Genomic DNA, 23,216 nt, shown 5'->3' with positions numbered 1-23,216 from the left:
TCAGGAAGGAACGTGGCGGCGGGCGCGGAGGGCCAGGCTCAGGGAGAGGACCGTTTCCGGGTCGTCCAGGTCCGTGCCCAGGAGTTCCGAGATGCGCGCCAGGCGGTTGTACAGGGTCTGGCGGTTCAGGTGGAGTTCACGGGCCGTCTCCGCCTTGCGGCCCGCGTGGGCCAGGTACGTCTCCAGGGTGGGCAGGAGAGGCGGGCGGGACGTGGTGTCGTGGGTGCGCAGCGGGCCGATCGCGCGGTCCACGAACGCGGCCAGGTCGGGGTGTTCGCGCAGCCGCCACAACAGCAGGTCGATGTCCAGGCGGCGGGCGTCGTACCAGGGGCGGGCCGGCAGGCCGTGGGCCGCCGTGGCGGTTTCCGCCGCGTGCCGCAGACCCGCGGAGGCCGCCGCCCAGCCGCCCGCGACCCCGACGACCACGGCCGGCGGGGCGGAGGCGCGGTCCAGCCCGGCCCGCTCCACACCTGCCCGCAGCGCGGCCGAGACCCGGTCCGCCACCGCCGTACGCTCCGATTCGGCGCGCAGGGACACCAGGAGGGGGACGCGGCCCTCCACCGGGCGGACGCCCAGCAGGACCGGCACCCCGACGGACGACAGCTCCTCCAGCACCGCGCGGGCCAGGACCGCCCAGTTGCCCGACGGGCTCAGTTCCGAGGACAGCCGCATGACGACCGGCAGCAGCGGGCCCGCGCCCGGCTTGAAGCCCAGTACCCGGGCCTGCGCCGGGGCGTCCTCCGCCGGGATGCGGCCCTCGGCGAGGTCCGTGAGGAAGTCGCCGCGGCCACGCGCCGCCAGCTCCTCCTCCTGCCGCGCCTGCATCAGGACGACGGCCAGCACGCCCGCCGTGCGTTCGGCCGCCATCCGGTGCACCGGGAGCAGCGGGCCCGAGACCCCGACCAGGACCACCCGGGCCCGGACCGAGCCCGTGCCGTGGCCCCCGCCCGGTACGTCGACCACCACGGTGTTCGCCGACGGCTCGGCCTCGCGCTGGCCCCGCAGGCCCTCCCACACCTGGAGCGGGTCGGCGCCCGCGTCGCCGCCCGAGCTTCCGGCCGCGTACAGCAACTGCCCGTCGGGGGTCTCCAGGAAGACCGGATTGCCCGTGAAGTCGGCCAGGATCCGGAGCACCTGCGGGATGCCGCCGCCGCCCAACAGGGCCTCCGTACACCTGCGGTGGACCTCCTCCGCCCGCTGGAGCAGCGCGTAGTGGTGGTTGACGATCTCGGTGTGGACCTCCTCCGTGACGGTGACGAAGGGGACCTCCCGGTGGAGCTGGACCAGCGGCAGGCCCGCCGTGCGCGCGGTCTCCACGATCGTCGCCGGCAGCCGGGTGAAGCGCGGGCCCAGCTCGACCACCAGCGCGGCGATGCCCCGGTCCGCGAGGCGGCGTACGAAGGCACGCTGCTCGGCGGGGCGGGTGCCGAGGCCCAGCCCCGTGGTCAGCAGCAACTCGCCGCCCTTGAGTAGCGAGGCGATGTTCGGTACCTCGCCCGCGTGCACCCAGCGGACGGTCCGGCCCAGGCGGTCGGCGCAGGCCACCACCTCCGGCAGTCCGCTGCGCAGCCCCGGCAGCTCCAGTGCCCGCTGAACCGTGATCCCGCCCTGGTCGTCCATATCGCGGGACGCTACCGGCAGGCCTGTTCCGAGCACATCACCTCCCGGTTACGGACGGCCATATGCCCCCATCCGGCCCGACAACTCGTCGCCCCGGCAAGGAGATTATCGGACCACGTGCCGATTGTGGCGTGCGTCACGCGGGGCGAGAGTGGGCGCCCTCCACACGGAAGAGGACGCCATGAGCGCAGACATCACCGGCGGTTCGCCGCAGCCCCCCGCACCCCCGCAGGTCCAGCGTCTGAAAGCCAATTCGGTCGGGCTGGTCGGCGTCGTGTTCATGGCCGTCGCCACCGCCGCACCGATCACCGCCATGACCGGCAACCTGCCCATCGCCGTCGGGTTCGGAAACGGCGTCGGAGCCCCGGCCGGATACCTCTTCGCGACGGTCGTGCTCACCGTCTTCGCGGTCGGCTACGTGGCGATGGCCAAGCGGATCACGGCAGCCGGCGCCTTCTACGGGTACATCTCGCACGGCCTCGGCCGCATCGCCGGCATGGCGTCCGGGATGCTCGCCGTCCTCGCCTACATCGTCTTCGAAGCCTCGATCGTCGGCGTCTTCTCGTACTTCGCCAAGACCACCGTCGAAGACCAGCTCGGCGTCGACCTGCCGTGGGTGCTGTACGCGGCCGGGATGCTCGCCGTCACCGCCGCCCTCGCCCACTTCGACATCAACCTCACCGCCAAGGCCCTCGGCGTCATGCTGGTCGCCGAGATCGCCGTGCTGTTCGCCGTCGCCACCGCGGTCCTGGTCGCCGGCGGCGGTCCGGACGGGATCCCGGTCGAGCCCGTCAACCCGAAGAACGCCTTCACCGGCACCTCCGCCGGACTCGGGCTCTTCTTCGCCTTCTGGTCCTGGGTCGGCTTCGAGTCCACCGCCATGTACGGGGAGGAGTCCCGCGACCCCAAGCGGGTCATCCCCAAGGCCACCCTCATCTCCGTGGTCGGCGTCGGCCTCTTCTACATCTACGTGTCCTGGATGACCATCGCGGGCAACGGCCTGGCCAAGTCCGTGGAGCTGTCCGCCTCCACCAGCCCGCTCGACCTGTTCTTCGCCCCCACCCAGACCTTCATCGGCGCCTGGGCGGTCGACGCCTTCCAATGGCTGCTGCTCACCGGCTCGTTCGCCTGCGGCATGGCCTTCCACCAGTGCGCCGCCCGCTACCTCTACGCCATCGGCCGCGAGGGCTTCCTCTCCCCGAAGCTCGGCCGCACCCACCCCGGGCACGGCTCGCCCTACATCGCCTCCGTCGTGCAGACGGCCATCGCCACCGCCCTCGTCGCCGGATTCTGGCTCACCGGGCAGGACCCGTACCTGCACCTGTACACACTGCTCGCGATCCTCGGCACCATGGCGATCCTGATCGTCCAGACGCTCTGCTCCTTCGCCGTCATCGGGTACTTCCGCAAGAACCACCCGGAGGACCGGCACTGGTTCAAGACCATGACCGCGCCGCTGCTCGGCGGTGTCGGCATGACCGCCGTCGTCGTGCTGCTGGTGCTCAACATGGAGACCGCCGCGGGCGCCGCGGCCGGCTCGCTGTTCTTCAAGCTCATCCCGTGGATCGTCGGCGCCGTCTTCCTCGGCGGCCTCGGCCTCGGCCTCTGGCTCAAGGCCAAGGCCCCCGCCCGCTACGAGATCATCGGCCGGATCGTCCTGGAGGACGCCGCCGAGCGCCAGGGCGCCCCGTCCCCGTCCACCGCCGCCGCGAACGTCTGAGGAGCACCGCCATGGCCCGTACGCCCGTGATGCACGCCCTGCGGCAGCTCGCCGCCGAGCACGCCGCCGCCCGGCGCCTCCGCCTGCCCGCCGCCGAGGTCCGCGGCTCCACCCGCCGCGAACTCCTCGGCCGCGCCGCCGCCCTCGGCCTCGGTACCGCCCTCGCCTCCTCCCCGGCCGCGTACGCCGCCGAGTCCGTACCCGCCAAGAAGCCCGTGGGCCCGGCCCGCGTCGCCGTGGTCGGCGCGGGCATCTCCGGACTGACCGCCGCCCTCACCCTGAAGGACGCCGGGGTCCCCTGCACCCTGTACGAGGCCGACCCCGGCCGCGTCGGCGGCCGCATGTGGTCCCAGCGCGACCACTGGGCGTACGGGCAGACCTCCGAGATCGGCGGCGAGCTGATCGACACCAGCCACAAGAAGATCCTGGAACTCTGCCGCCGTTTCGGCCTGCCCACCGAGGACTTCCTCGGCGGAGGCCCGAACGGGGCCGAGGAGGTACTCCGGTTCAACGGGGAGTACTACTCCCGCACCCAGGCCGACGAGGACTTCAAGGCCGTCTACCAGGCGCTGCGCCGCGACCTCCAGGACGCCGGGGAGGTCTCCTGGAACACCACCACCCCCACCGGCACCGCCCTCGACAACACGACCCTGTACGAGTGGATCGAGACCCGGATACCCGGCGGCCACGCCTCGCAGCTCGGCCGCTTCATCGACGTGGCCTACACCGTCGAGTACGGCGCCGACACCGCTCAGCAGTCCGCCCTCGCCCTGGTCCTCCTGATGGGCTATCAGCCCAACCCCGGCAACTTCAACGTCTGGGGCCTGTCCAACGAGCGCTACCACATCACCGGCGGCAACGACCGGCTGCCGAACGCCATCGCCGCCGCGCTGCCCGCCGGCACCCTGGTGATGGGCCGCGAGCTGGTCGCCGTACGCGCCGGCGCCGACGGCACCCAGACCCTCACCTTCAACGACTCCGGTGCGACGCGGACCGTCGTCGCCGACCACACGGTCCTGTGCCTGCCGCTGCCGGTCCTCCAGCGCATCGACACCTCCGCGGCCGGCTTCGACCCGCTCATGCGCAACCTGCTCAGGGACGCCAGGATGGGCTACTGCACCAAGCTCAACATGCAGTTCACCGCCCGCCCCTGGCGCGGCACGGGACCCTGGCCGGGCGTCTCCGCGGGCGACTGCTTCACGGACTCCGCCGTCCAGCAGACCTGGGACACCACCAAGGTGCAGCCCGGCACCGGCGGGATCCTGCTCCAGTACGGCGGCGGCACCCTGGCCGGGGCGCTCACCCCCGCGACCCCCTTCGCCACCGAGAGCGATCCGTACGTACGCGACCTCGCGAGCCGCGTGCTGACCGGCGTCGACTCCTTCTTCCCGGGCACCAAGGCGGTCTGGAACGGGCGGGCCCAGCTCTCCGCGTGGCACCGCAACCCGTACTCCCTGGGGGCCTACTCGTACTGGCCCACCGGCTATCTGCACCGCTACGCCAAGTACGAGGGCACCGCGCAGGGCAACATCCACATCGGCGGCGAGCACTGCAGCTACGACTTCCAGGGCTTCATGGAGGGCGGCGCCACCGAGGGGGAGCGCGCGGCGCGCGAGGTGATCGCGGCCCTGGTCTGACCCCGGGCTGACCCCGGTCCGACCCGGTCAGGTCACGTCGGCCGGATGTTGTGGTTGAAGCGGAAGACGTTGTCCGGGTCGTACCGCCGCTTCAGCTCGCCCAGCCGCCGCATGTTCTCGGTGCCGAGGCCCGCGACCACCCGGTCGTGGCCCTCGTCCCCGGTGAAGTTGAGGTAGACCGCGCCGGTGCTCCACGGCCGGACATCGGCGCGGACGTCCTTGACCCACTGCCGCACCCGCTCGTCGTCCTCGGGGTCCTCCCAGATCCCGAACGGGTGCACCGCCCACGGCGCGTCGCGGTACGGCACCGGGTAGTCGGCCGGGCCGGAGGCGATGGCGCCGCCCTGCGGGAAGATCAGGTGCTGGGTGCCGGTCGGCACCGGCATGGTGTCGGCGCGGGCGCAGAAGGCGGTCACGAAATCGTCCGGGACACCCGTGAGGTACTCCGCCGACCAGTAGTTCCGCATGCCCGGCGGGTCGTCGATCATGCACTGCAGGTCGGCGTACGGGATGGCCGTGACGATCTCGGCCTCGTGCGGGATCGCCAGCAGTGGCGCGGCGAGCCGGCGCATCTCGTCCTCGGGCCCCGCGTACGTCAGCAGCGCCGAGGCCAGCAGCCGGCCGACCAGGTGCGGCGGGACGAACTCCTCCGGCGGACCGGTCAGGTAGATGGCGCCGCCGCCCGCCTCGGGCGGTCCCGCCTCGATGACGTCCCGGTAGGTACGCACCACCTCGGGCCCGCGTTCCGGCAGGTACAGCAGGAACGCGATCGACATGGCGGGCAGTTCGTGCAGCCGCAGGGTCAGCGAGGTGGCGATGCCGAAGTTCCCGCCGCCGCCGTGCAGTCCCCAGAACAGGTCGGGGTGGTCCTCCGCGGTCACCTGGAGCAGCTCGCCCTCCGCCGTGACCAGTTCCACGCCCAGCAGATTGTCCACCGCCAGGCCGAACTTCCGGTCCAGCCATCCGGTACCGCCGCCCAGGACGAAGCCGCCGACGCCCGTCGTCGAGGCCCGGCCGCCGGTGGTCGCGAGCGCGTACGGCTCGCAGGCCCGGTCCAGGTGGCTCATCGTGGCCCCGCCCCCGATGTGGGCCGCCATGGCCGCGGGGTGGACCGTCACCTCGTGCATCCGCCGCAGGTCCACGACCAGGCCGCCGTCGTTAAGGGACATCCCCGCGACGCTGTGCCCGCCGCCGCGCACCGCGATCTTCAGGTCCAGGTCCCTCGCGAAGCGTACGGCGGTGACCACGTCGGCCGTGCTCTCGCACTGGGCGATGACGGCCGGCCTGCGGTCGATCATCGCGTTGAAGAGCGTCCGGGCCTCGTCGTACCCCGGATCGTCCGGGGCGAAGACGTCACCGGCCAGGTCCTCGCGGAGCGCGGCGAGCGCCGTGCCCGCCTTCGAGAGGGGCGTCATGGTCTCCCCCTTCCGAGAAGGGCATGGGAAACCCTTCCAGCGTAGGCGGAGACGATCACCGGGGCGCGGCGGAGGAGATCCGTGCCCGTGCCCCGGTGCGGTCCTAGCCCCCGTACGCCCCGCTAGCGGTGAGCCGCAGCGCGGTGTCGATCAGCGGGACGTGGCTGAAGGCCTGCGGGAAGTTCCCGACCTGGCGCTGGAGCCGCGGGTCCCACTCCTCGGCCAGCAGCCCGAGGTCGTTGCGGAGCGACAGCAGCCGCTCGAAGAGCCGCCGCGCCTCGTCCACCCGCCCGATCATCGCCAGGTCGTCCGCCATCCAGAACGAGCAGGCGAGGAAGGCGCCCTCGTCGCCCTCCAGGCCGTCCACGCCAGCCTCCTCGCCCGCCGTCGGGTAGCGCAGGATGAAGCCGTCGGGCGTGGACAGCTCGCGCTGGATCGCCTCGATGGTGCCGATGACCCGCTTGTCGTCCGGCGGCAGGAAGCCCATCTGCGGAATCAGCAGCAGGGAGGCGTCCAGCTCCTGCGACCCGTACGACTGGGTGAAGGTGTTGCGCTCCTTGTCGTAGCCCTTCTCGCACACGTCCTGGTGGATCTCGTCGCGCAGCTCGCGCCAGCGGTCCAGCGGGCCGTCCGCGTCCCCGCTCTCGATCAGCTTGATGGTGCGGTCCACGGCCACCCAGGCCATCACCTTCGAGTGCACGAAGTGGCGGCGCGGGCCGCGCACCTCCCAGATGCCCTCGTCGGGCTGGTCCCAGTGGGTCTCCAGGTAGCGGATCAGCTTGAGCTGGAGCAGCGAGGCGTAGTCGCTGCGGGCCAGGCCGGTCATGTGGCCCAGGTGCAGGGCCTCGGTGACCTCGCCGTACACGTCGAGCTGGAGCTGTCCGGCGGCGCCGTTGCCGACGCGGACCGGGCGGGAGTTCTCGTAACCCGGCAGCCAGTCCAGCTCGGTCTCGCCGAGCTCCCGTTCGCCCGCGATCCCGTACATGATCTGCAGGTTCTCGGGGTCGCCGGCCACCGCGCGCAGCAGCCACTCGCGCCAGGCGCGGGCCTCCTCGCGGTAGCCGGTGCGCAGCAGCGACGACAGGGTGATGGCGGCGTCGCGCAGCCACGTGTAGCGGTAGTCCCAGTTGCGGACGCCGCCGATCTCCTCCGGCAGGGAGGTGGTCGGCGCGGCGACGATCCCGCCGGTGGGGCCGTACGTGAGGGCCTTGAGGGTGATCAGGGAGCGGACCACGGCCTCCCGGTAGGGCCCGTGGTACGTGCACTGCTCGACCCACTCGCGCCAGAACTCGGTGGTCGAGTCGAGGGCCGCCTCGGCGTCGGGGGCTTCCGGCGCGCCGCGGTGCGAGCGCTCCCAGCTGATGCTGAAGGCCATCCGGTCGCCCGGTCCGACGGTGAAGTCGGAGTACGTGGTCAGGTCCTTGCCGTACGTCTGCGCGTCGGTGTCCAGCCACACGGAGTCGGGGCCGGCGACGGCGACGGTGCGCCCGTCGACCTTGTGCACCCAGGGCACGACCCGCCCGTAGCTGAACCGCATGCGCAGCGCGGAGCGCATCTTCACGCGCCCGCTGACGCCCTCGACGATGCGGATGAGCTGCGGCGCGTGGTCCTCGCGGGGCGGCATGAAGTCGATCACGCGGACCGTCCCGCGCGGGGTGTCCCACTCCGATTCGAGCACCAGTGAGTCGCCGCGGTAGCGGCGGCGGCTGGCGCGCGGGGCCTCGGAACCGGCCGCGAACGCCGGGCCGATCCGCCAGAACCCGTGATCCTCGGTGCCGAGAATGCTCGCGAACACGGCATGGGAGTCGAAACGAGGCAGACACAACCAGTCCACCGCCCCGTCCCGGCAGACCAACGCGGCGGTCTGCATGTCCCCGATCAGTGCGTAATCCTCGATGCGCCCGGACACGTTGCATCTCCAGTCGAACGGTCACGTCCACCCCGAAGGGCGCTTGCATTGCGCTGGTTGCGCGGTCTCCTGTGTGCAGGGATCCCCGCGCCGAGCCCATGATTCCGTATGTCGGCTCGGGTAGGCCGTGTGACGGACTGCCCGGCGCCGATGTGTGCAATATCCGAGCAGGATATGACGGCACCCTAGTGATCCCCTTAAGCGCCGGAAGAATGCTGCTCCCCCAATCGGGTGAGCAGCGGCGATGTCGCCCGGACGGCCCCTCGGTGCCCTGGTACGGAACCCGCGCGCAGCGTGGCCGGAGGCAGACGGGTCCGGGCGCTGATAGGCTGGTACCCCGTGGACCGGTGGTCTGCCTGTGCGAATCAGGAGCCCCGAAACCGCAGCTTCGGCGCCCCCTGAGACCCTTCCGGATCGACGGTGGCCGGCGCCGGACGCACCTCACCTCGCGACCACGGGAGCCCCCTCTTGGCGATGCCGCCCAAATCCATGACGACCAAGCACATCTTCGTCACCGGAGGTGTCGCTTCGTCCCTCGGCAAGGGCCTGACGGCCTCCAGCCTGGGTGCGCTGCTGAAGGCGCGCGGCCTGCGGGTCACGATGCAGAAGCTCGACCCGTACCTGAACGTCGACCCGGGCACGATGAACCCGTTCCAGCACGGCGAGGTGTTCGTCACCAACGACGGCGCCGAGACCGACCTGGACATCGGCCACTACGAGCGCTTCCTCGACGTCGACCTCGACGGCTCGGCCAACGTCACCACCGGCCAGGTCTACTCGCAGGTCATCGCCAAGGAGCGGCGCGGCGAGTACCTCGGTGACACCGTGCAGGTCATCCCGCACATCACCAACGAGATCAAGCACCGCATCCGGCGCATGGCGACCGAGGACGTCGACGTCGTCATCACCGAGGTCGGCGGCACGGTCGGCGACATCGAGTCGCTGCCGTTCCTGGAGACCGTCCGCCAGGTCCGTCACGAGGTCGGCCGCGACAACGTCTTCGTCGTGCACATCTCGCTGCTGCCCTACATCGGCCCCTCCGGCGAGCTGAAGACCAAGCCGACCCAGCACTCGGTCGCGGCCCTGCGCAACATCGGTATCCAGCCCGACGCGATCGTGCTGCGCGCCGACCGCGACGTCCCCACCTCCATCAAGCGCAAGATCTCGCTGATGTGCGACGTGGACGAGGCGGCCGTGGTCGCGGCCATCGACGCCAAGTCGATCTACGACATCCCGAAGGTCCTGCACACCGAGGGCCTGGACGCGTACGTGGTGCGCAAGCTCGACCTGCCCTTCCGCGACGTCAACTGGACCGTCTGGGAGGACCTGCTGGACCGGGTCCACAACCCCGACCACGAGGTCAAGGTCGCGCTCGTCGGCAAGTACATCGACCTGCCCGACGCGTACCTGTCGGTGACCGAGGCGCTGCGCGCCGGCGGTTTCGCCAACCGTGCCCGCGTCCAGATCAAGTGGGTCACCTCCGACGACTGCAAGACCCCGGCCGGCGCCGCGGCGCAGCTCGGCGACGTGGACGCGATCTGCGTGCCCGGCGGCTTCGGCGACCGCGGCGTCAACGGCAAGGTCGGCGCGATCACCTACGCCCGCGAGAACAAGATCCCGCTGCTCGGCCTGTGCCTGGGTCTGCAGTGCGTGGTCATCGAGGCCGCGCGCAACCTGGCGGGCATCGATGACGCGAACTCCACCGAGTTCGACGCCTCCACCCCCCACCCGGTCATCTCGACCATGGAGGAGCAGCTGGCCTTCGTCGAGGGCGCGGGCGACCTGGGCGGCACCATGCGCCTGGGCATGTACACGGCCAAGCTGGCCGAGGGGTCCATCGTGCGCGAGGTCTACGGCGACGCCTACGTCGACGAGCGCCACCGGCACCGCTACGAGGTCAACAACGCCTACCGCGGCGAGCTGGAGAAGAAGGCGGGCATCGTCTTCTCCGGCACCTCCCCGGACAACAAGCTCGTCGAGTACGTCGAGTACCCGCGCGAGGTGCACCCCTACCTGGTGGCCACCCAGGCCCACCCGGAGCTGCGCTCGCGCCCGACCCGCCCGCACCCGCTCTTCGCGGGCCTGGTCAAGGCGGCGGTGGAGCGCCAGCAGTCGGCCAAGTGAGGTTCTGACCGCATAACGTAGGCAGCCGGGGCAAGGATCTTGCCCCGGCTGTCGCGTTTTCGGAAAGGTACCCGGCATGACCATGGACATTGCAGACACCGCCGAGTCGTGGGAGGTCGTCGCCTCCCGGACGCCGTTCGAGGGCGCGAAGACGGCGGTCCGGTCCGAGCAGGTACGCATGCCGGACGACGCGGTGGTGCGCCGGGACTACCAGGTGCACCCGGGATCGGTGTGCGTGCTGGCGCTGGACGAGGACGGCGGCGTGCTCGTGCTGGGCCAGTACCGGCACCCGGTACGGCACAGGCTGTGGGAGCTCCCGGCCGGGCTGCTCGACGTACCCGGTGAGAACCCGCTGCACGCGGCCCAGCGGGAGCTGTACGAGGAGGCGCACGTCAAGGCGGAGGACTGGCGGGTGCTCGCCGACTTCTTCGCGTCCCCCGGCGGCTCGGACGAGGCGATCCGGATCTTCCTCGCGCGGGGCCTCTCGGAAGCGGAGGGGGCGCGGTACAAGATGTCGGAAGAGGAAGCGGACATGGAAACCGCCCGCATTCCGCTCAACGACCTGGTCCGGGCCGTCCTCGCGGGCCGGATCGGCAATCCGGGCCTGGTGACGGGGGTCCTGGCGCTGTCCGCGGCCCTGGCCGCCCCGGGCGGCGTCGACGCCCTCCGCCCGGCCCTGTCCCCGTGGCCGGCCCGCCCGTACGAGGCGTAGCCGACCGTGCGGCGGGGCCGTGCGGCTCAGTGGTGTGACCATCGGCTGATCCGATTGGGGGATTTGTCCGCCGCGCTCCACCCGGGTCGTCGCTCTGCGTGAACTACGCTCGCAATCCGGAGGCAGGGAGAGGAGCGGATCCGTGACGGATTTCGTCGGGCGGCGGCGTGAGCTCAAGGAGCTGCGCGAGGACATCGCACGGACCGGGCTCGACACCCTCTCGGGCCGAAAGGCCAAGGCACCCCGCGCCCGCGTGCTCCTGATCGCCGGGCGGCCGGGGTCCGGACGGACCGCTCTGGCCGAGGCGTTCGTGCGCGAGGTCGCCGGGCAGTACCCCGACGGGGTGCTCCGGACCCGCCTCACCGCACCCGGCGGGCAGACCGTGGAAACCGAGCGGGCCGTCAGGGGCCTGCTGGAGGGGCTGGGGCAGCCCACCCCGCCCGGGGCCGGCGAGGACGAGCTCAGCTCCGCCCTGCGCACCGCGCTCGACGGGCGCCGGGTGGTCGTCCTCGTCGACGACGCCGCCGACCCGCACCAGGTCGACGCCCTGCTCCCGGACACACCCGAGTGCCTCGTCGTGGTCACCGCGGAGGGGCCGCTCACCGGGATTCCGGATGTCCGCCCGTGCACCCTCGGCGGGCTGGACACCCCCTCCGCCGTGGAGATGCTCGTGCAGCGCATCGGCGACACCCGCGTCACCGCCGACCCCCGCGCCGCCGAGGCGCTCACCGAGGAGTGCGGCGGCCAGCCCGCCGCGCTGGCCCTCGTCGGCGGCTGGCTCGCCGCCCACCCCAAGGCCTCCGTCTCTGACGTGGCCAAGCAGCTGCACGACATGCCCGTCGGCACCGGCGGCCCGCTCGTCCGGGGCTTCCGCCTCGTCTACGAGTCCCTGCCGCAGCCCGCCCAGCGGACCCTGCGGCTGCTGCCGCTGGCCCCAGCCGGCATCGTCGACTCGCACACCGCCTCCGCCCTGGCGGGCTGCTCCGTGGCCGCGGCCCAGTCCACGCTCGACGACTTCGCCGGGCTCGGCCTGCTGCGGCACGCCCCCGAGGGCCTGTTCCTGCTGCCCGGCTGCCTCGTGCCCCAGCTCCAGGCCCTGCTGGAGACCAAGGAGCGCCCCGCCGAGGTCCAGCTCGCGCGGGCCCGGATGCTGGAGCGCACCGTACGGCTCCTGCACTCCTGCCGGGCCATGGCCGAGGGCGAGGACGACGGCCTGGACGTACGGGAGAAGCTGGAGGGGCTGCCGCGGGCCCTGCGCTTCCCCGACCGGCGGGCCGCCGCCACCTGGCTCGACACCCGGCTGCCCGCGCTGACGGCCGCGGCCACCCTCGCCGTCGCCGACGGCGAGCTGGACACCCTGGCCCGCAGGCTGGTGGCCGCCCTCGTACGGGCCCTCGCGGAGCACCGCGGCACCGCCGAGGCCGCGCCCGAGCTGTACGGGCTGCACCGGCTGGTCCTGGACGTGGCGGAGCGGCGCGGGCTGCACCGGGAGCAGGCCGCCGCGCTGCTCAACCTGGCCGACCTGGACGCCGCGACCGGGCGGACCCAGGAGGCCCTCGACCGCTACCGGGCCGCGCTGCATGCCGGACGGGCCGCGAACGACCCGTATGCGACGGGCCGCGCGATGGAATCCGTAGGCGGCGCCTACCAGGAGCTGGAGGACTGGCACCGGGCCTCCGACTGGTTCGGCCGGGCGCTGGCCCATGCCCTCGCGCGGGGGGAGCGCCCGGACGAGGCCCGGCTGTACGGGCGGCTCGGAAACGTACACACGTACGCGGGCCGGTACGGGGACGCGCTGCGCAGCTGGCGGGCCGCCGCCGCGGGCTACCGCCGGCTGGCCGATGTCCCGGGTCAGGCGAAGGCGTTGAGCGAGATGGCCCGGGTCCAGGAGTACGCCGGCCGCCCCGAGGAGTCGCTGCACACCTGCCGGGAGGCGGTGGAGCTCGCGCGGCGCGCCGGGGACCAGCGGCTGCAGGCCGCGCTGCAGGTCCGGTTGGCCGACACGCTCGACCGGCTGGGCGACCCCGCGGCCGCCCGGCTGCACCGCTCCGCAGCCGACAGATTGCTGGGAGACGACCCCGCAGCCTGCGAAATCCGTAGTGATTCCGACTGAGATTATTTGTTTGCAAGGCTAGACACGAGTTCATCCTTCATTAAACTGGCTTCACCACGTCATCCCGTGGTGCATCCCGTTGCGCGTACTTGTGGGCGGGTATGTATGGAAGTGCCCCGTAATATCCCCTGAGCCAAGGACCGTGATCGACGATGAAGGTCGGCATCCCCCGCGAGGTCAAGAACAACGAGTTCCGGGTCGCCATCACGCCCGCCGGCGTGCATGAGCTGGTCCGCAACGGCCACCAGGTCTTCATCGAGCAGAACGCCGGTGTCGGCTCCTCGATCACGGACGCCGAGTACGTCGCCGCCGGAGCCGAGATCCTCGGCACCGCCGACGAGGTCTGGGAGACCGCGGACCTGCTGCTGAAGGTCAAGGAGCCCATCGCGGAGGAGTACCACCGCCTCCGCAAGGACCAGACCCTCTTCACCTACCTGCACCTCGCGGCCTCCCGTGAGTGCACGGACGCCCTGCTGGAGTCCGGCACCACCGCCATCGCGTACGAGACGGTCGAGCTCGCCAACCGCGCGCTGCCGCTGCTCGCCCCGATGTCCGAGGTCGCGGGCCGCCTGGCCCCGCAGGTCGGCGCCTACCACCTGATGCGCTCGGCCGGCGGCCGCGGCGTGCTCCCGGGCGGCGTGCCCGGCACCCACGCCGGCGAGTGCGTGGTCATCGGCGGCGGCGTCTCCGGCTGGAACGCCGCGCAGATCGCCATCGGCATGGGCTTCCACGTGACCCTGCTGGACCGCGACATCAACAAGCTCCGCGAGGCCGACAAGATCTTCGGCACGAAGATCAAGACGATCGTCTCCAACGCCTACGAGCTGGAGAAGGCCGTCATCGAGGCCGACCTCGTCATCGGCGCGGTGCTGATCCCGGGTGCGAAGGCCCCGAAGCTGGTCACCAACGAGCTCGTCGCCAAGATGAAGCCCGGAAGTGTCCTTGTCGACATTGCGATCGACCAGGGCGGCTGCTTCGAGGACTCCCGTCCGACCACCCACGCCGAGCCGACCTTCCAGGTCCACAACTCGGTCTTCTACTGCGTCGCCAACATGCCGGGCGCGGTGCCGAACACCTCCACCTACGCCCTGACGAACGCCACGCTGCCCTACATCGTGCAGCTCGCGAACCTCGGCTGGGTCGAGGCGCTGCGTCGTGACCCCGCGCTCGGCCTGGGCCTCAACACCCATGACGGCCAGGTCGTTTACGGTCCGGTCGCCGAGGCCCACGGCCTGCAGACCCTTGAGCTGAGCACGCTGCTCGGCTGAAACGTCAACGACTGACGTCAATCTCACGTATCCGGCCGGACCTTGCCCGCAAGGTCCGGCCGGACGCGTTTGCCGGGGTCACCGCGGAGCCCCTCAACTCGCCTCGAACGTAACCCTTTAACCCTTTCGCGCACCCGCGAAACTTCGTGGCGACGGCGCGTGCGCCCTTGACAGAGCGGTGTTCGGTTGCCGACACATCGTGCCGGGTCCGGCGGATTGTGTTGCCGCTGAGTGGTGACACGCCATAGAGTCGCCAACCGTCGGCATGGTGCCACGCTGACCTATCGATAAGTGTCCTGGTCACGTCCGAGGAGGTAAGACGACTTGTGAATGAGTCGACATTTGCTCCTGGGGGTGGTCGAGCAGGGACGCCGGAGCGGGGCCAGAACCCCGCCGGGCTCGAGGCTGTCGGCTCCGTCGCAGTCCGCACCTTCGCAAACCACCAGCACATGACGACGCCCCAAAAGAGCATGGACGGCCTAGACGTGAACTCCAGGGCCGGCGACCGGAGCGGCGAAAAGCCCACTGGATTCGCCGACTACGACAATGTGCCCGAAGGGCACTTCTACGACCCCGACGCGGAGTACGAACCGGACCCCGAGTACGCGGCCACCCTCGCCCCCGACGCTGCCCGCCAGCGCCGTGAGCGGATCGGCCCGACCGGACGCCCGCTCCCGTACTTCCCGATCCCGGGTCCGCTGACCGACCACGGTCCCGCGAAGATCATCGCGATGTGCAACCAGAAGGGCGGCGTGGGCAAGACCACGTCGACCATCAACCTGGGTGCCGCTCTCGCCGAGTACGGGCGCCGCGTGCTGCTCGTCGACTTCGACCCGCAGGGCGCGCTGTCCGTGGGCCTCGGCGTGAACCCGATGGAACTCGACCTGACGGTCTACAACCTGCTCATGGAGCGGGGCATGTCGGCCGACGAGGTGCTGCTCAAGACGGCGGTCCCCAACATGGACCTGCTGCCGAGCAACATCGACCTGTCCGCTGCCGAAGTGCAGTTGGTCAGCGAGGTCGCGCGCGAGTCCACCCTGCAGCGGGCCCTGAAGCCCCTGATGGCCGACTACGACTACATCGTGATCGACTGTCAGCCCTCGCTCGGTCTGCTGACCGTGAACGCCCTGACGGCGGCTCACAAGGTCATCGTCCCGCTGGAATGCGAGTTCTTCGCGCTCCGCGGCGTGGCGCTGCTGACCGAGACCATCGAGAAGGTGCAGGAGCGGCTCAACCCCGAGCTGGAGCTCGACGGCATCCTCGCCACGATGTACGACTCCCGTACGGTGCACAGCCGCGAGGTGCTGGCGCGCGTCGTCGAGGCCTTCGACGATCACGTCTACCACACGGTCATCGGCCGGACGGTGCGCTTCCCGGAGACCACGGTCGCCGGTGAGCCGATCACGACGTACGCGTCCAACTCCGTCGGTGCCGCCGCCTATCGCCAGCTGGCCAGGGAGGTGCTCGCCCGGTGTCACGCCGAGTGAGTCTGCCCGGAGCCGACGAACTGTTCCGTACGACCGGCGGGATGGCCCTGCAGTCCTCCTCGCCGAGGCGGGGCGCCGACGAGGCGCCTGCCGCCGAGCACTCGGCCTCCTCGGCCGAGGGCACGGCGGGGGAGGGCCGCAGCCGGGAGGCCGAGGCCGGCCCGGATCCGGTGGTGGGCGCACCCCGGCGGCCGCAGGAAGGTTCTGTCAGCTCCGCCAACGGGCCGGCCCAGCCGGACCGGCGGGGCAAGGGGCAGGGCCGGGGCGCCAACCGGCGGCCCAGCGGGCGGGAGCGGCACGACGAGAAGATCACGGTCTACGTCTCCGCCGAGGAGCTCATGGACCTGGAGCACGCGCGGCTGGTGCTGCGCGGGGAGCACGGCCTGGCGGTCGACCGCGGCCGCATCGTCCGCGAGGCGGTGGCGGTCGTCCTCGCCGATCTCGAATCCCGCGGGGACGCGAGCATCCTCGTACGGCGCCTCCGCGGCCGCTGACCGGCCGCGCCCGCGCCCCTGCGGACCGGGTCGGGTCCGCCCGGCCCGGCCCCGCGGGCCCATCCGGCCGGATGGGCAGGTCAGCCCTTAGGCTGCTCGTGGCCGCGGGCGACTCCCCGGGCCCCTCGCCTGCCGCCCGCTGCGCACCACCTGGACCGCGATGCCCTTCCCCGCCGAACCCGGCCGACCGACCCGGCGACTCCTGGGCCGCGGGCCCGGTACGCCGCAGGACGGCCCTGAGCCGCCCGCTGCGCGGCGGGGGCGGCCCGACGGCGGGACGGAGCCCCCGGAGGTCCACGGGCCCGCTGGCGGGGCCCCTGAAGGCCGCGACGAGCCCCCGGCCCCGGCCGAGCCCCCGGTACCGAGCCAGGCGGAGCCCCCGAGACCGGCCCAGCCCCCGAGCCCGGCCGAGCCCCGGACCCCGGCCGAGCCTCCGGTCCCGGGCGGGGGCGACGGGCGGTTCACACTGCGGCTCGCCAACTTCGAGGGGCCCTTCGACCTGCTGCTCCAGCTGATCTCGCGGCACAAGCTCGACGTCACCGAGGTCGCGCTGTCGAAGGTCACCGACGAGTTCATGGCGCACATCCGGGCCATGGGGCCCGACTGGGACCTCGACCAGACGACCGAGTTCCTCGTCGTCGCCGCCACCCTGCTGGACCTGAAGGCCGCCCGGCTGCTGCCGGCCGCCGAGGTCGAGGACGAGGCCGACCTCGCCCTGCTGGAGGCGCGCGACCTGCTCTTCGCGCGCCTGCTGCAATACCGGGCGTACAAGCAGATCGCCGAGATCTTCGAGCGGCGGGCGGAGGCGGAGGGCAAGCGGTACCCGCGGACCGTGGGGCTGGAGCCGCACCACGCCGACCTGCTGCCCGAGGTCGTCATCACCATCGGCCCGGAGGGGTTCGCACGCCTCGCCGTCAAGGCCATGCAGCCCAAGGCCAAGCCCCAGGTCTACGTGGACCACATCCACGCGCCGCTCGTCAGCGTGCGCGAGCAGGCCGGGCTCGTCGTACGGATGCTGAAGGCCCGCGGCGAGGCCACCTTCCAGGAGCTCACCGAGGACACCGAGGACACCCTCACCGTCGTCGCCCGCTTCCTGGCGCTCCTGGAGCTCTACCGCGAGAAGGCGGTGGCCCTGGACCAGGAGGAGGCCCTGCAGACCCTGACCGTGCGCTGGAGCGGCGGGGACGGCGACGGCATGCCGACCGTGACCGACGAGTTCGACCAGATCGTGGAGGCGAAGGATTGAGCAGCGACGCGAGCGCGGTGGCCGCGCTGGAGCTGAAGCCGGCCCTGGAGGCCGTCCTCATGGTCGTGGACGAGCCCGCGACCGAGGCGCACCTCGCCAAGGTGCTGGAGCGCACCCCGCGCGAAGTGGCGGACGCGCTGCGCGAGCTCGCCGACGAGTACACCCTCCAGGGCCGCGGCTTCGAGCTGCGCCCGGTCGCCGGCGGCTGGCGGTTCTACACCCGGGCCGAGTACGCCCCGGCGGTCGAAGGCTTCGTACTGGACGGCCAGCAGGCCCGTCTCACCCAGGCGGCCCTTGAGACCCTGGCGGTCGTCGCGTACCGCCAGCCGGTGAGCCGGTCGCGGGTCTCGGCGGTCCGCGGAGTCAACTGCGACGGGGTCATGCGGACCCTCCTCCAGCGGGGTCTGGTGGAGGAGGCGGGGACGGAACCCGAAACAGGTGCGATCCTGTACAGGACGACGAACCACTTTTTGGAGCGGATGGGCCTACGAGGCCTGGACGAGCTCCCGGAGCTCGCGCCCTTCCTCCCCGAGGCGGACGCGATCGAAGCCGAGACGCAGGAAGGTGTTCCGTCGTTCGATCCGGACTCACCGGATACCGATGAAGACGACGACAAGACGACGGAACTTTGATGCGAAGCAGCGGCAACGGCAACGGCGGCGGCAACAGGAACAGCAGCAGCGGCGGTGGCGGCGGCGGGCGTGGTAGCGCCCGTGGCGGCTCCGGTGGCGGTGGCGGTGGCTACCGCGGTGGCGGCTCCTCCTCCGGCGGTGGTGGCTCCCGCGGCGGCTCCTCCTCCGGTGGCGGCGGCTACCGCGGTGGCGGCTCCGGCGGCGGCTACCGGGGCGGCTCCTCCTCCGGTGGCGACCGTGACCGCGACCAGGCGCCCCAGCGTCCCCGCAACCCGCGCCCCGAGGAGCGCCGCTACGACGTGGGCCCCGAGGGCGAGCGCAGCGGCCGCTCGGGCCCCAAGGCAGGCGGCGGCGGTGCGCGTGGCGGAGCCGCGCGCGGTGGCGCCAAGGGCGGCCCCAAGACCTCCAAGACCCCCGGCATCGGCGGGGCCGGCGGCCCGCGCCGCGGCCCGGGCAGCCGCAGCGGCCAGTCCCGCCCGCGTGAACTGGACGCGCGGATCGAGGAGCGCGTGCGCGACCGGTACGCCGACAAGCCCGTGATCAAGACGCCCAAGACCTTCCCGGGTGCCGAGGAGGAGGGGGAGCGCCTGCAGAAGGTGCTCGCCCGCGCCGGCATGGGCTCGCGCCGCGCCTGCGAGGAGCTCATCGAACAGGCCCGCGTCGAGGTCAACGGCGAGATCGTGCTGGAGCAGGGCAAGCGCGTCCAGCCGAAGGACGAGATCAAGGTGGACGGCCTGACCGTCGCCACCCAGTCGTACCTCTTCTTCGCGCTGAACAAGCCCGCCGGTGTCGTCTCCACCATGGAGGACCCGGACGGCCGCCAGTGCCTGGGCGACTACGTCACCAACCGTGAGACGCGCCTCTTCCACGTCGGCCGGCTCGACACCGAGACCGAGGGCATCATCCTGCTCACCAACCACGGTGAGCTGGCCCACCGCCTCACGCACCCGAAGTACGGCGTGCAGAAGACCTACGTGGCCGCGATCACCGGCTCGCTGCCGCGCGACATCGGCAAGCGGCTCAAGGACGGCATCGAGCTGGAGGACGGGTACGCCCGCGCCGACAACTTCCGCGTCGTCGACCAGGTCGGCAAGAACTACCTGGTCGAGGTCACCCTCCACGAGGGCCGCAAGCACATCGTCCGCCGCATGCTGGCCGAGGCGGGCTTCCCCGTCGACAAGCTCGTCCGGACCTCCTTCGGCCCGATCGAGCTGGGCGACCAGAAGTCCGGCTGGCTGCGCCGCCTGACCAACACCGAGGTCGGCATGCTGATGCGCGAGGTCGGTCTGTAGGACCGCCTGATCGCCTGACCGCCAGGCCCGAGGAAAGCCCGCAGTGCCTTACGGCGCTGCGGGCTTTTCCCTTGTCCGGGACCCGTCCCTCTGTTTATAGTCAACGTGACTATTAAAGGAGGGGCCGTCATGAGCTGGACCGAGGTACTCGGATTCGCCACTGGTGCCCTGTGCGTCTGGCTCGTGGCCCGGCAGCACGTCGCCAACTGGCCGATCGGCATCGCTAACAACATCTTCTTCATCGTGCTCTTCACCCAGGCCGGCCTCTACGCCGACGCCGGGCTGCAGATCGTCTTCATCGCCCTCGCCGCGTACGGCTGGTGGTCCTGGACCCACGGGGGTGGACCAGGAACCGCCGAGGCCCTGCCGGTGCGCCGCACCACGCGCACCGAATGGGTCTGGCTGGCCGCGGCGGGGGCGGTGGGGGTGCTCGGCCTGACCCTGCTGCTGGGCGAGGTCACCGACTCCACGGTCCCGTTCTGGGACGCCCTGACGACAGGGCTCTCGCTCGCGGCCACCTACGGCCAGTGCCGCAAGCTCGTCGAGTCGTGGTGGCTGTGGATCGCCGCCGACCTCGTCTACATCCCGCTCTACGCCTACAAGGAGCTCTACCTCACCTCCGTCCTCTACGTCGCCTTCCTCGCGCTGTGCGTGGTCGGCCTGATCGGCTGGCGGCGCACGCTCCCGGCCCGGGGGGCCCGTACGGCCATGGAGGCGCGGGCGTGAGGCGCTACGGGCACGGCCTGGTCCTCGGCAAGTTCTATCCGCCGCACGCCGGCCACCACCACCTGGTGCGCACCGCCCAGGACCAGTGCGAGCGGCTGACCGTGCTGGTCTGCGCGGCCTCCGTGGAGTCCGTCCCGCTCGCCGACCGCGTCGCCTGGATGCGCGAGGCGCACCCGGGCGCGGAGGTCGTCGGCGCGGTCGACGACGTCCCGGTCGACCTGTACGACCCGGCCGTCTGGGAGGCGCACATGGCGATCTTCCGGGCCGCGGTGGCCGGGCCGGTGGACGCCGTCTTCACCTCGGAGGAGTACGGGACCGAGCTCGCGAGGCGGTTCGGTGCCGACGAGGTCTGCGTGGACCCGGCGCGGACGCTGTTCCCGGTCTCCGGGACGGCGGTGCGGGCGGATCCCGTCGGCTGCTGGGACTTCCTGGGCCCGGCGGTACGGGCCTTCCTGACGCGGCGGGTCGTCGTGCTCGGCGCCGAGTCCACGGGGACGACGACGCTGTCTCGGGCACTGGCCGCGCACTACCGGCGGCGCGGCGGGGTGTGGGCCGGGACGGGCTGGGTCGCCGAGTACGGGCGCTCGTACAGCGAGGAGAAGCTGGCGGCGGCCCGCGCCGCCGACCCCGCGGCCGCCTGGGAGGACATCACCTTCACCTCCGAGGAGTTCCCCGTCATCGCGCGGCGCCAGGACGCGGACGAGGAGCGGGCGGCCCGGCTGGGCTCCCCGGTGCTGTTCTGCGACACCGATTCCTTCGCAACCGGCATCTGGCACGAGCGCTACGTCGGCGGACGCAACGAGGAGGTCGAGAAGACCGCCTCCCTCACCCGGCGCGACCTGTACCTGCTGACGGACGACGCCGACGTGCCCTTCGAGGACGACGGGCTGCGGGACGGCCCGCACCTGCGGCCCTGGATGACCGGGCGGTTCCGCGAGGAACTGGAGCGCACCGGCAGGCGTTTCCTCCTCGTACGGGGCGACCGCGAGGAGCGGCTGGCGGCGGCCGTGGCGGCCGTCGACGAACTGCTCACCGAGGGCTGGCACTTCGCCGATCCCCTGCCGGAGACCCGGTGAGCGGGGCGCTGCCCGCGGGCTACGACCCGCACGCCTTCGAACCGTTCGCGGTGACCGTCGACCTCGCGGTGTTCACCGTACGGGGCGGCCGGCTGCACGTGCTGCTGATCCGGCGAGGCCAGGAGCCGTACGCGGGGGCCTGGGCGCTCCCCGGCGGCTTCCTCCTGCCCCGGGAGTCCGCCGAGGCGGCCGCCCGCCGCGAGCTGGCCGAGGAGACCGGCCTGTCGGCGGCCCTGGTGGCCGGCCTGCACCTGGAGCAGCTGCGCACGTACAGCGAGCCGGACCGTGATCCCCGGATGCGGGTGGTCTCCGTGGCCTTCACGGCGCTGGTCCCGGACATGCCGGAGCCGCTCGCGCAGGGCGGCGGCGACGCGGCCCAAGCCCGCTGGACGCCGGTGGGGGAGGTCCCCGGGCTGGCCTTCGACCACGCGGTGATCCTGGCGGACGCCCGGGAGCGGATCGGCTCGAAGCTGGAGTACACCTGCCTGGCCACCGCCTTCTGCCCGCCCGAATTCACCCTCGGGGAGCTCCAGAGCGTCTACGAGACCGTCTGGGACACGGCCTTGGACCGACCCAACTTCCGCCGCAAGGTCCTCGCCACGCCCGGGTTCGTCGAAGCCGTGCCCGGCGCCGCCCGGCTGACCGGCGGACGAGGCAAACCGGCCGCGCTGTACCGGGCCGGCCCCGCGACCGCCCTCCACCCCCCGCTGCTCCGACCGGAAGGACCCACTCGATGACGAAACGAGCCGCGACCGGCGCCCTGCTCGGGCTGGCCCTGGGCGATGCCCTCGGCTTCCCGACCGAGTTCAACGACGTCCCGTCGATCCTGGCCAAGACCGGCCCCTGGCGGGAGATGAAGCTGCCCCGCCCGGCGATCGTCACGGACGACACCCAGATGACCCTCGCCCTGGCGCGCGGCATACGCACGGCCGTCGAGCGGGGCCGGGTGGGCCCGCTGCGCCTCGCCCGGCCGGTCCGCGAGGAGTACGTCGACTGGTACCACTCCCCGGAGAACAACCGGGCGCCGGGCCGCACCTGCATGACCGCCTGCCGGCTCCTCGCGGACCCGGAGCGGGACTGGCGCGACGCCAGCCAGATCGGCTCCAAGGGCTGCGGCGCGAACATGCGGGTGGTCCCGGTGGGGCTCGTCCCCGGCTGGACCGAGGAGGAGCGGGTCGGCGCCGCCCAGCTCCAGTCGGCCCTCACCCACGGCCACCCGACGGCGCTCGCCGCCTCCGACCTGACGGCGCGGGCCGTGTACCTGCTGGCCGCCGGCACCGAGGTGACGGGCCTGGTCGGACAGCTGCGCTCGTACGCCCTGGAGAACCGGACCCGCTACCACGAGCGCTGGCTCGGGGACCTGTGGGTGCGGACGGCATCCGACGCCTCCGCGGAGTCCTTCATCGCGCGGGGCTGGGACGACTGCCTGACGGCCCTCGACCGGCTGGCGGCCGCCCTGCGGACCCCGTCCCCCGAGACGGACCCCTGCCTGACCACGGGCGACGGCTGGATCGCGGAGGAGGCCCTCGCCACGGCCCTGCAGTGCTTCCTGCTCTTCCCGGAGGAACCCCTCCTGGCCCTGCGCCGCGCGGCCTGCACGAGGGGCGACTCCGACTCCATCGCCTGCCTCGCGGGCGCCTTCGCGGGCGCCCACCTCGGCGCGGACATCTGGCCCCGCGACTGGGAGGGCGGCATCGAGTACCGCGACGAACTCCTGGCCTTCGGCACCCTCTGGGACGCGTGAA

The 23,216-nt window shown here is 72.1% G+C and carries 18 protein-coding genes; 15 read left to right on the top strand and 3 right to left on the bottom strand.

What is annotated here, in order from left to right:
• On the bottom strand, positions 1 to 1,620 hold the full coding sequence (locus OG429_RS10085) for a PucR family transcriptional regulator (RefSeq protein WP_328924963.1): 1,620 nt from the start codon (positions 1,618 to 1,620) through the stop codon (positions 1 to 3).
• A 181-nt stretch (positions 1,621 to 1,801) separates the two neighbouring features.
• Between OG429_RS10085 and OG429_RS10080 the strand changes: the two genes are divergently transcribed.
• Positions 1,802 to 3,340, top strand: a complete 1,539-nt coding sequence (locus tag OG429_RS10080) for an APC family permease (protein ID WP_328924962.1) — start codon at positions 1,802 to 1,804, stop codon at positions 3,338 to 3,340.
• Between the two features lie 11 nt (positions 3,341 to 3,351).
• Positions 3,352 to 4,977 (top strand): flavin monoamine oxidase family protein, encoded by a 1,626-nt coding sequence (locus OG429_RS10075; protein ID WP_328924961.1) that lies wholly within the window; start codon positions 3,352 to 3,354, stop codon positions 4,975 to 4,977.
• 32 nt (positions 4,978 to 5,009) lie between these two features.
• Here the strand turns inward: OG429_RS10075 and OG429_RS10070 are convergent, their stop codons facing one another.
• On the bottom strand, positions 5,010 to 6,392 hold the full coding sequence (locus OG429_RS10070; protein ID WP_328924960.1) for an FAD-binding oxidoreductase: 1,383 nt from the start codon (positions 6,390 to 6,392) through the stop codon (positions 5,010 to 5,012).
• A 103-nt stretch (positions 6,393 to 6,495) separates the two neighbouring features.
• The gene (locus OG429_RS10065; protein ID WP_328924959.1) at positions 6,496 to 8,301 is read right to left on the bottom strand and encodes a glycoside hydrolase family 15 protein; all 1,806 of its coding nucleotides are present in this window, start codon (positions 8,299 to 8,301) and stop codon (positions 6,496 to 6,498) included.
• Positions 8,302 to 8,775: 474 nt separating this feature from the next.
• Here OG429_RS10065 and OG429_RS10060 point away from each other — a divergent pair, with 474 nt between their 5' ends.
• From OG429_RS10060 to OG429_RS10000, 13 genes are all read left to right on the top strand, one after another.
• Positions 8,776 to 10,425, top strand: a complete 1,650-nt coding sequence (locus OG429_RS10060; protein ID WP_328924958.1) for a CTP synthase — start codon at positions 8,776 to 8,778, stop codon at positions 10,423 to 10,425.
• Positions 10,426 to 10,507: 82 nt separating this feature from the next.
• On the top strand, positions 10,508 to 11,137 hold the full coding sequence (locus OG429_RS10055) for an NUDIX hydrolase (protein ID WP_328930217.1): 630 nt from the start codon (positions 10,508 to 10,510) through the stop codon (positions 11,135 to 11,137).
• Positions 11,138 to 11,279: 142 nt separating this feature from the next.
• Complete coding sequence (locus OG429_RS10050) at positions 11,280 to 13,250, top strand: tetratricopeptide repeat protein (RefSeq protein WP_328924957.1); 1,971 nt, start codon at positions 11,280 to 11,282, stop codon at positions 13,248 to 13,250.
• A gap of 152 nt (positions 13,251 to 13,402) precedes the next feature.
• Positions 13,403 to 14,518: an alanine dehydrogenase gene (gene ald, locus OG429_RS10045; protein WP_328924956.1), complete on the top strand. Its 1,116-nt coding sequence runs from the start codon at positions 13,403 to 13,405 to the stop codon at positions 14,516 to 14,518.
• A 326-nt stretch (positions 14,519 to 14,844) separates the two neighbouring features.
• On the top strand, positions 14,845 to 16,005 hold the full coding sequence (locus tag OG429_RS10040) for a ParA family protein (protein WP_405680154.1): 1,161 nt from the start codon (positions 14,845 to 14,847) through the stop codon (positions 16,003 to 16,005).
• Positions 15,990 to 16,499, top strand: coding sequence for a hypothetical protein (locus OG429_RS10035; protein ID WP_328924954.1), 510 nt, complete (start codon positions 15,990 to 15,992; stop codon positions 16,497 to 16,499). Before OG429_RS10040 ends, OG429_RS10035 begins: the two co-directional genes overlap by 16 nt.
• 160 nt (positions 16,500 to 16,659) lie before the next feature.
• Positions 16,660 to 17,745 (top strand): segregation and condensation protein A, encoded by a 1,086-nt coding sequence (locus OG429_RS10030; protein WP_328924953.1) that lies wholly within the window; start codon positions 16,660 to 16,662, stop codon positions 17,743 to 17,745.
• Positions 17,742 to 18,377, top strand: coding sequence for an SMC-Scp complex subunit ScpB (gene scpB, locus OG429_RS10025; protein ID WP_328924952.1), 636 nt, complete (start codon positions 17,742 to 17,744; stop codon positions 18,375 to 18,377). The genes OG429_RS10030 and scpB overlap by 4 nt, the downstream gene beginning before the upstream one ends.
• Entirely contained in the window at positions 18,377 to 19,669 is a 1,293-nt protein-coding gene (locus OG429_RS10020) for a pseudouridine synthase (protein ID WP_328924951.1), read from the top strand. Before scpB ends, OG429_RS10020 begins: the two co-directional genes overlap by 1 nt.
• Before the next feature lie 129 nt (positions 19,670 to 19,798).
• Positions 19,799 to 20,395, top strand: coding sequence for a nicotinamide riboside transporter PnuC (pnuC, locus tag OG429_RS10015; RefSeq protein ID WP_328924950.1), 597 nt, complete (start codon positions 19,799 to 19,801; stop codon positions 20,393 to 20,395).
• A complete protein-coding gene (locus OG429_RS10010) occupies positions 20,392 to 21,471 on the top strand; it encodes an AAA family ATPase (protein ID WP_328924949.1) in 1,080 nt (359 codons plus the stop codon). Before pnuC ends, OG429_RS10010 begins: the two co-directional genes overlap by 4 nt.
• A complete protein-coding gene (locus tag OG429_RS10005) occupies positions 21,468 to 22,208 on the top strand; it encodes an NUDIX hydrolase (protein ID WP_328924948.1) in 741 nt (246 codons plus the stop codon). The genes OG429_RS10010 and OG429_RS10005 overlap by 4 nt, the downstream gene beginning before the upstream one ends.
• Positions 22,205 to 23,215 (top strand): ADP-ribosylglycohydrolase family protein, encoded by a 1,011-nt coding sequence (locus OG429_RS10000; RefSeq protein ID WP_328924947.1) that lies wholly within the window; start codon positions 22,205 to 22,207, stop codon positions 23,213 to 23,215. The genes OG429_RS10005 and OG429_RS10000 overlap by 4 nt, the downstream gene beginning before the upstream one ends.
• Position 23,216 lies beyond the last annotated feature (1 nt).

The organism is Streptomyces sp. NBC_00190, assembly GCF_036203305.1.
In the GTDB taxonomy this organism is placed as follows: Bacteria; Actinomycetota; Actinomycetes; order Streptomycetales; family Streptomycetaceae; genus Streptomyces.
The sequence above is the reverse complement of the archived record's forward strand: the minus strand, read 5'-3'. Positions and strand labels throughout refer to the sequence as shown.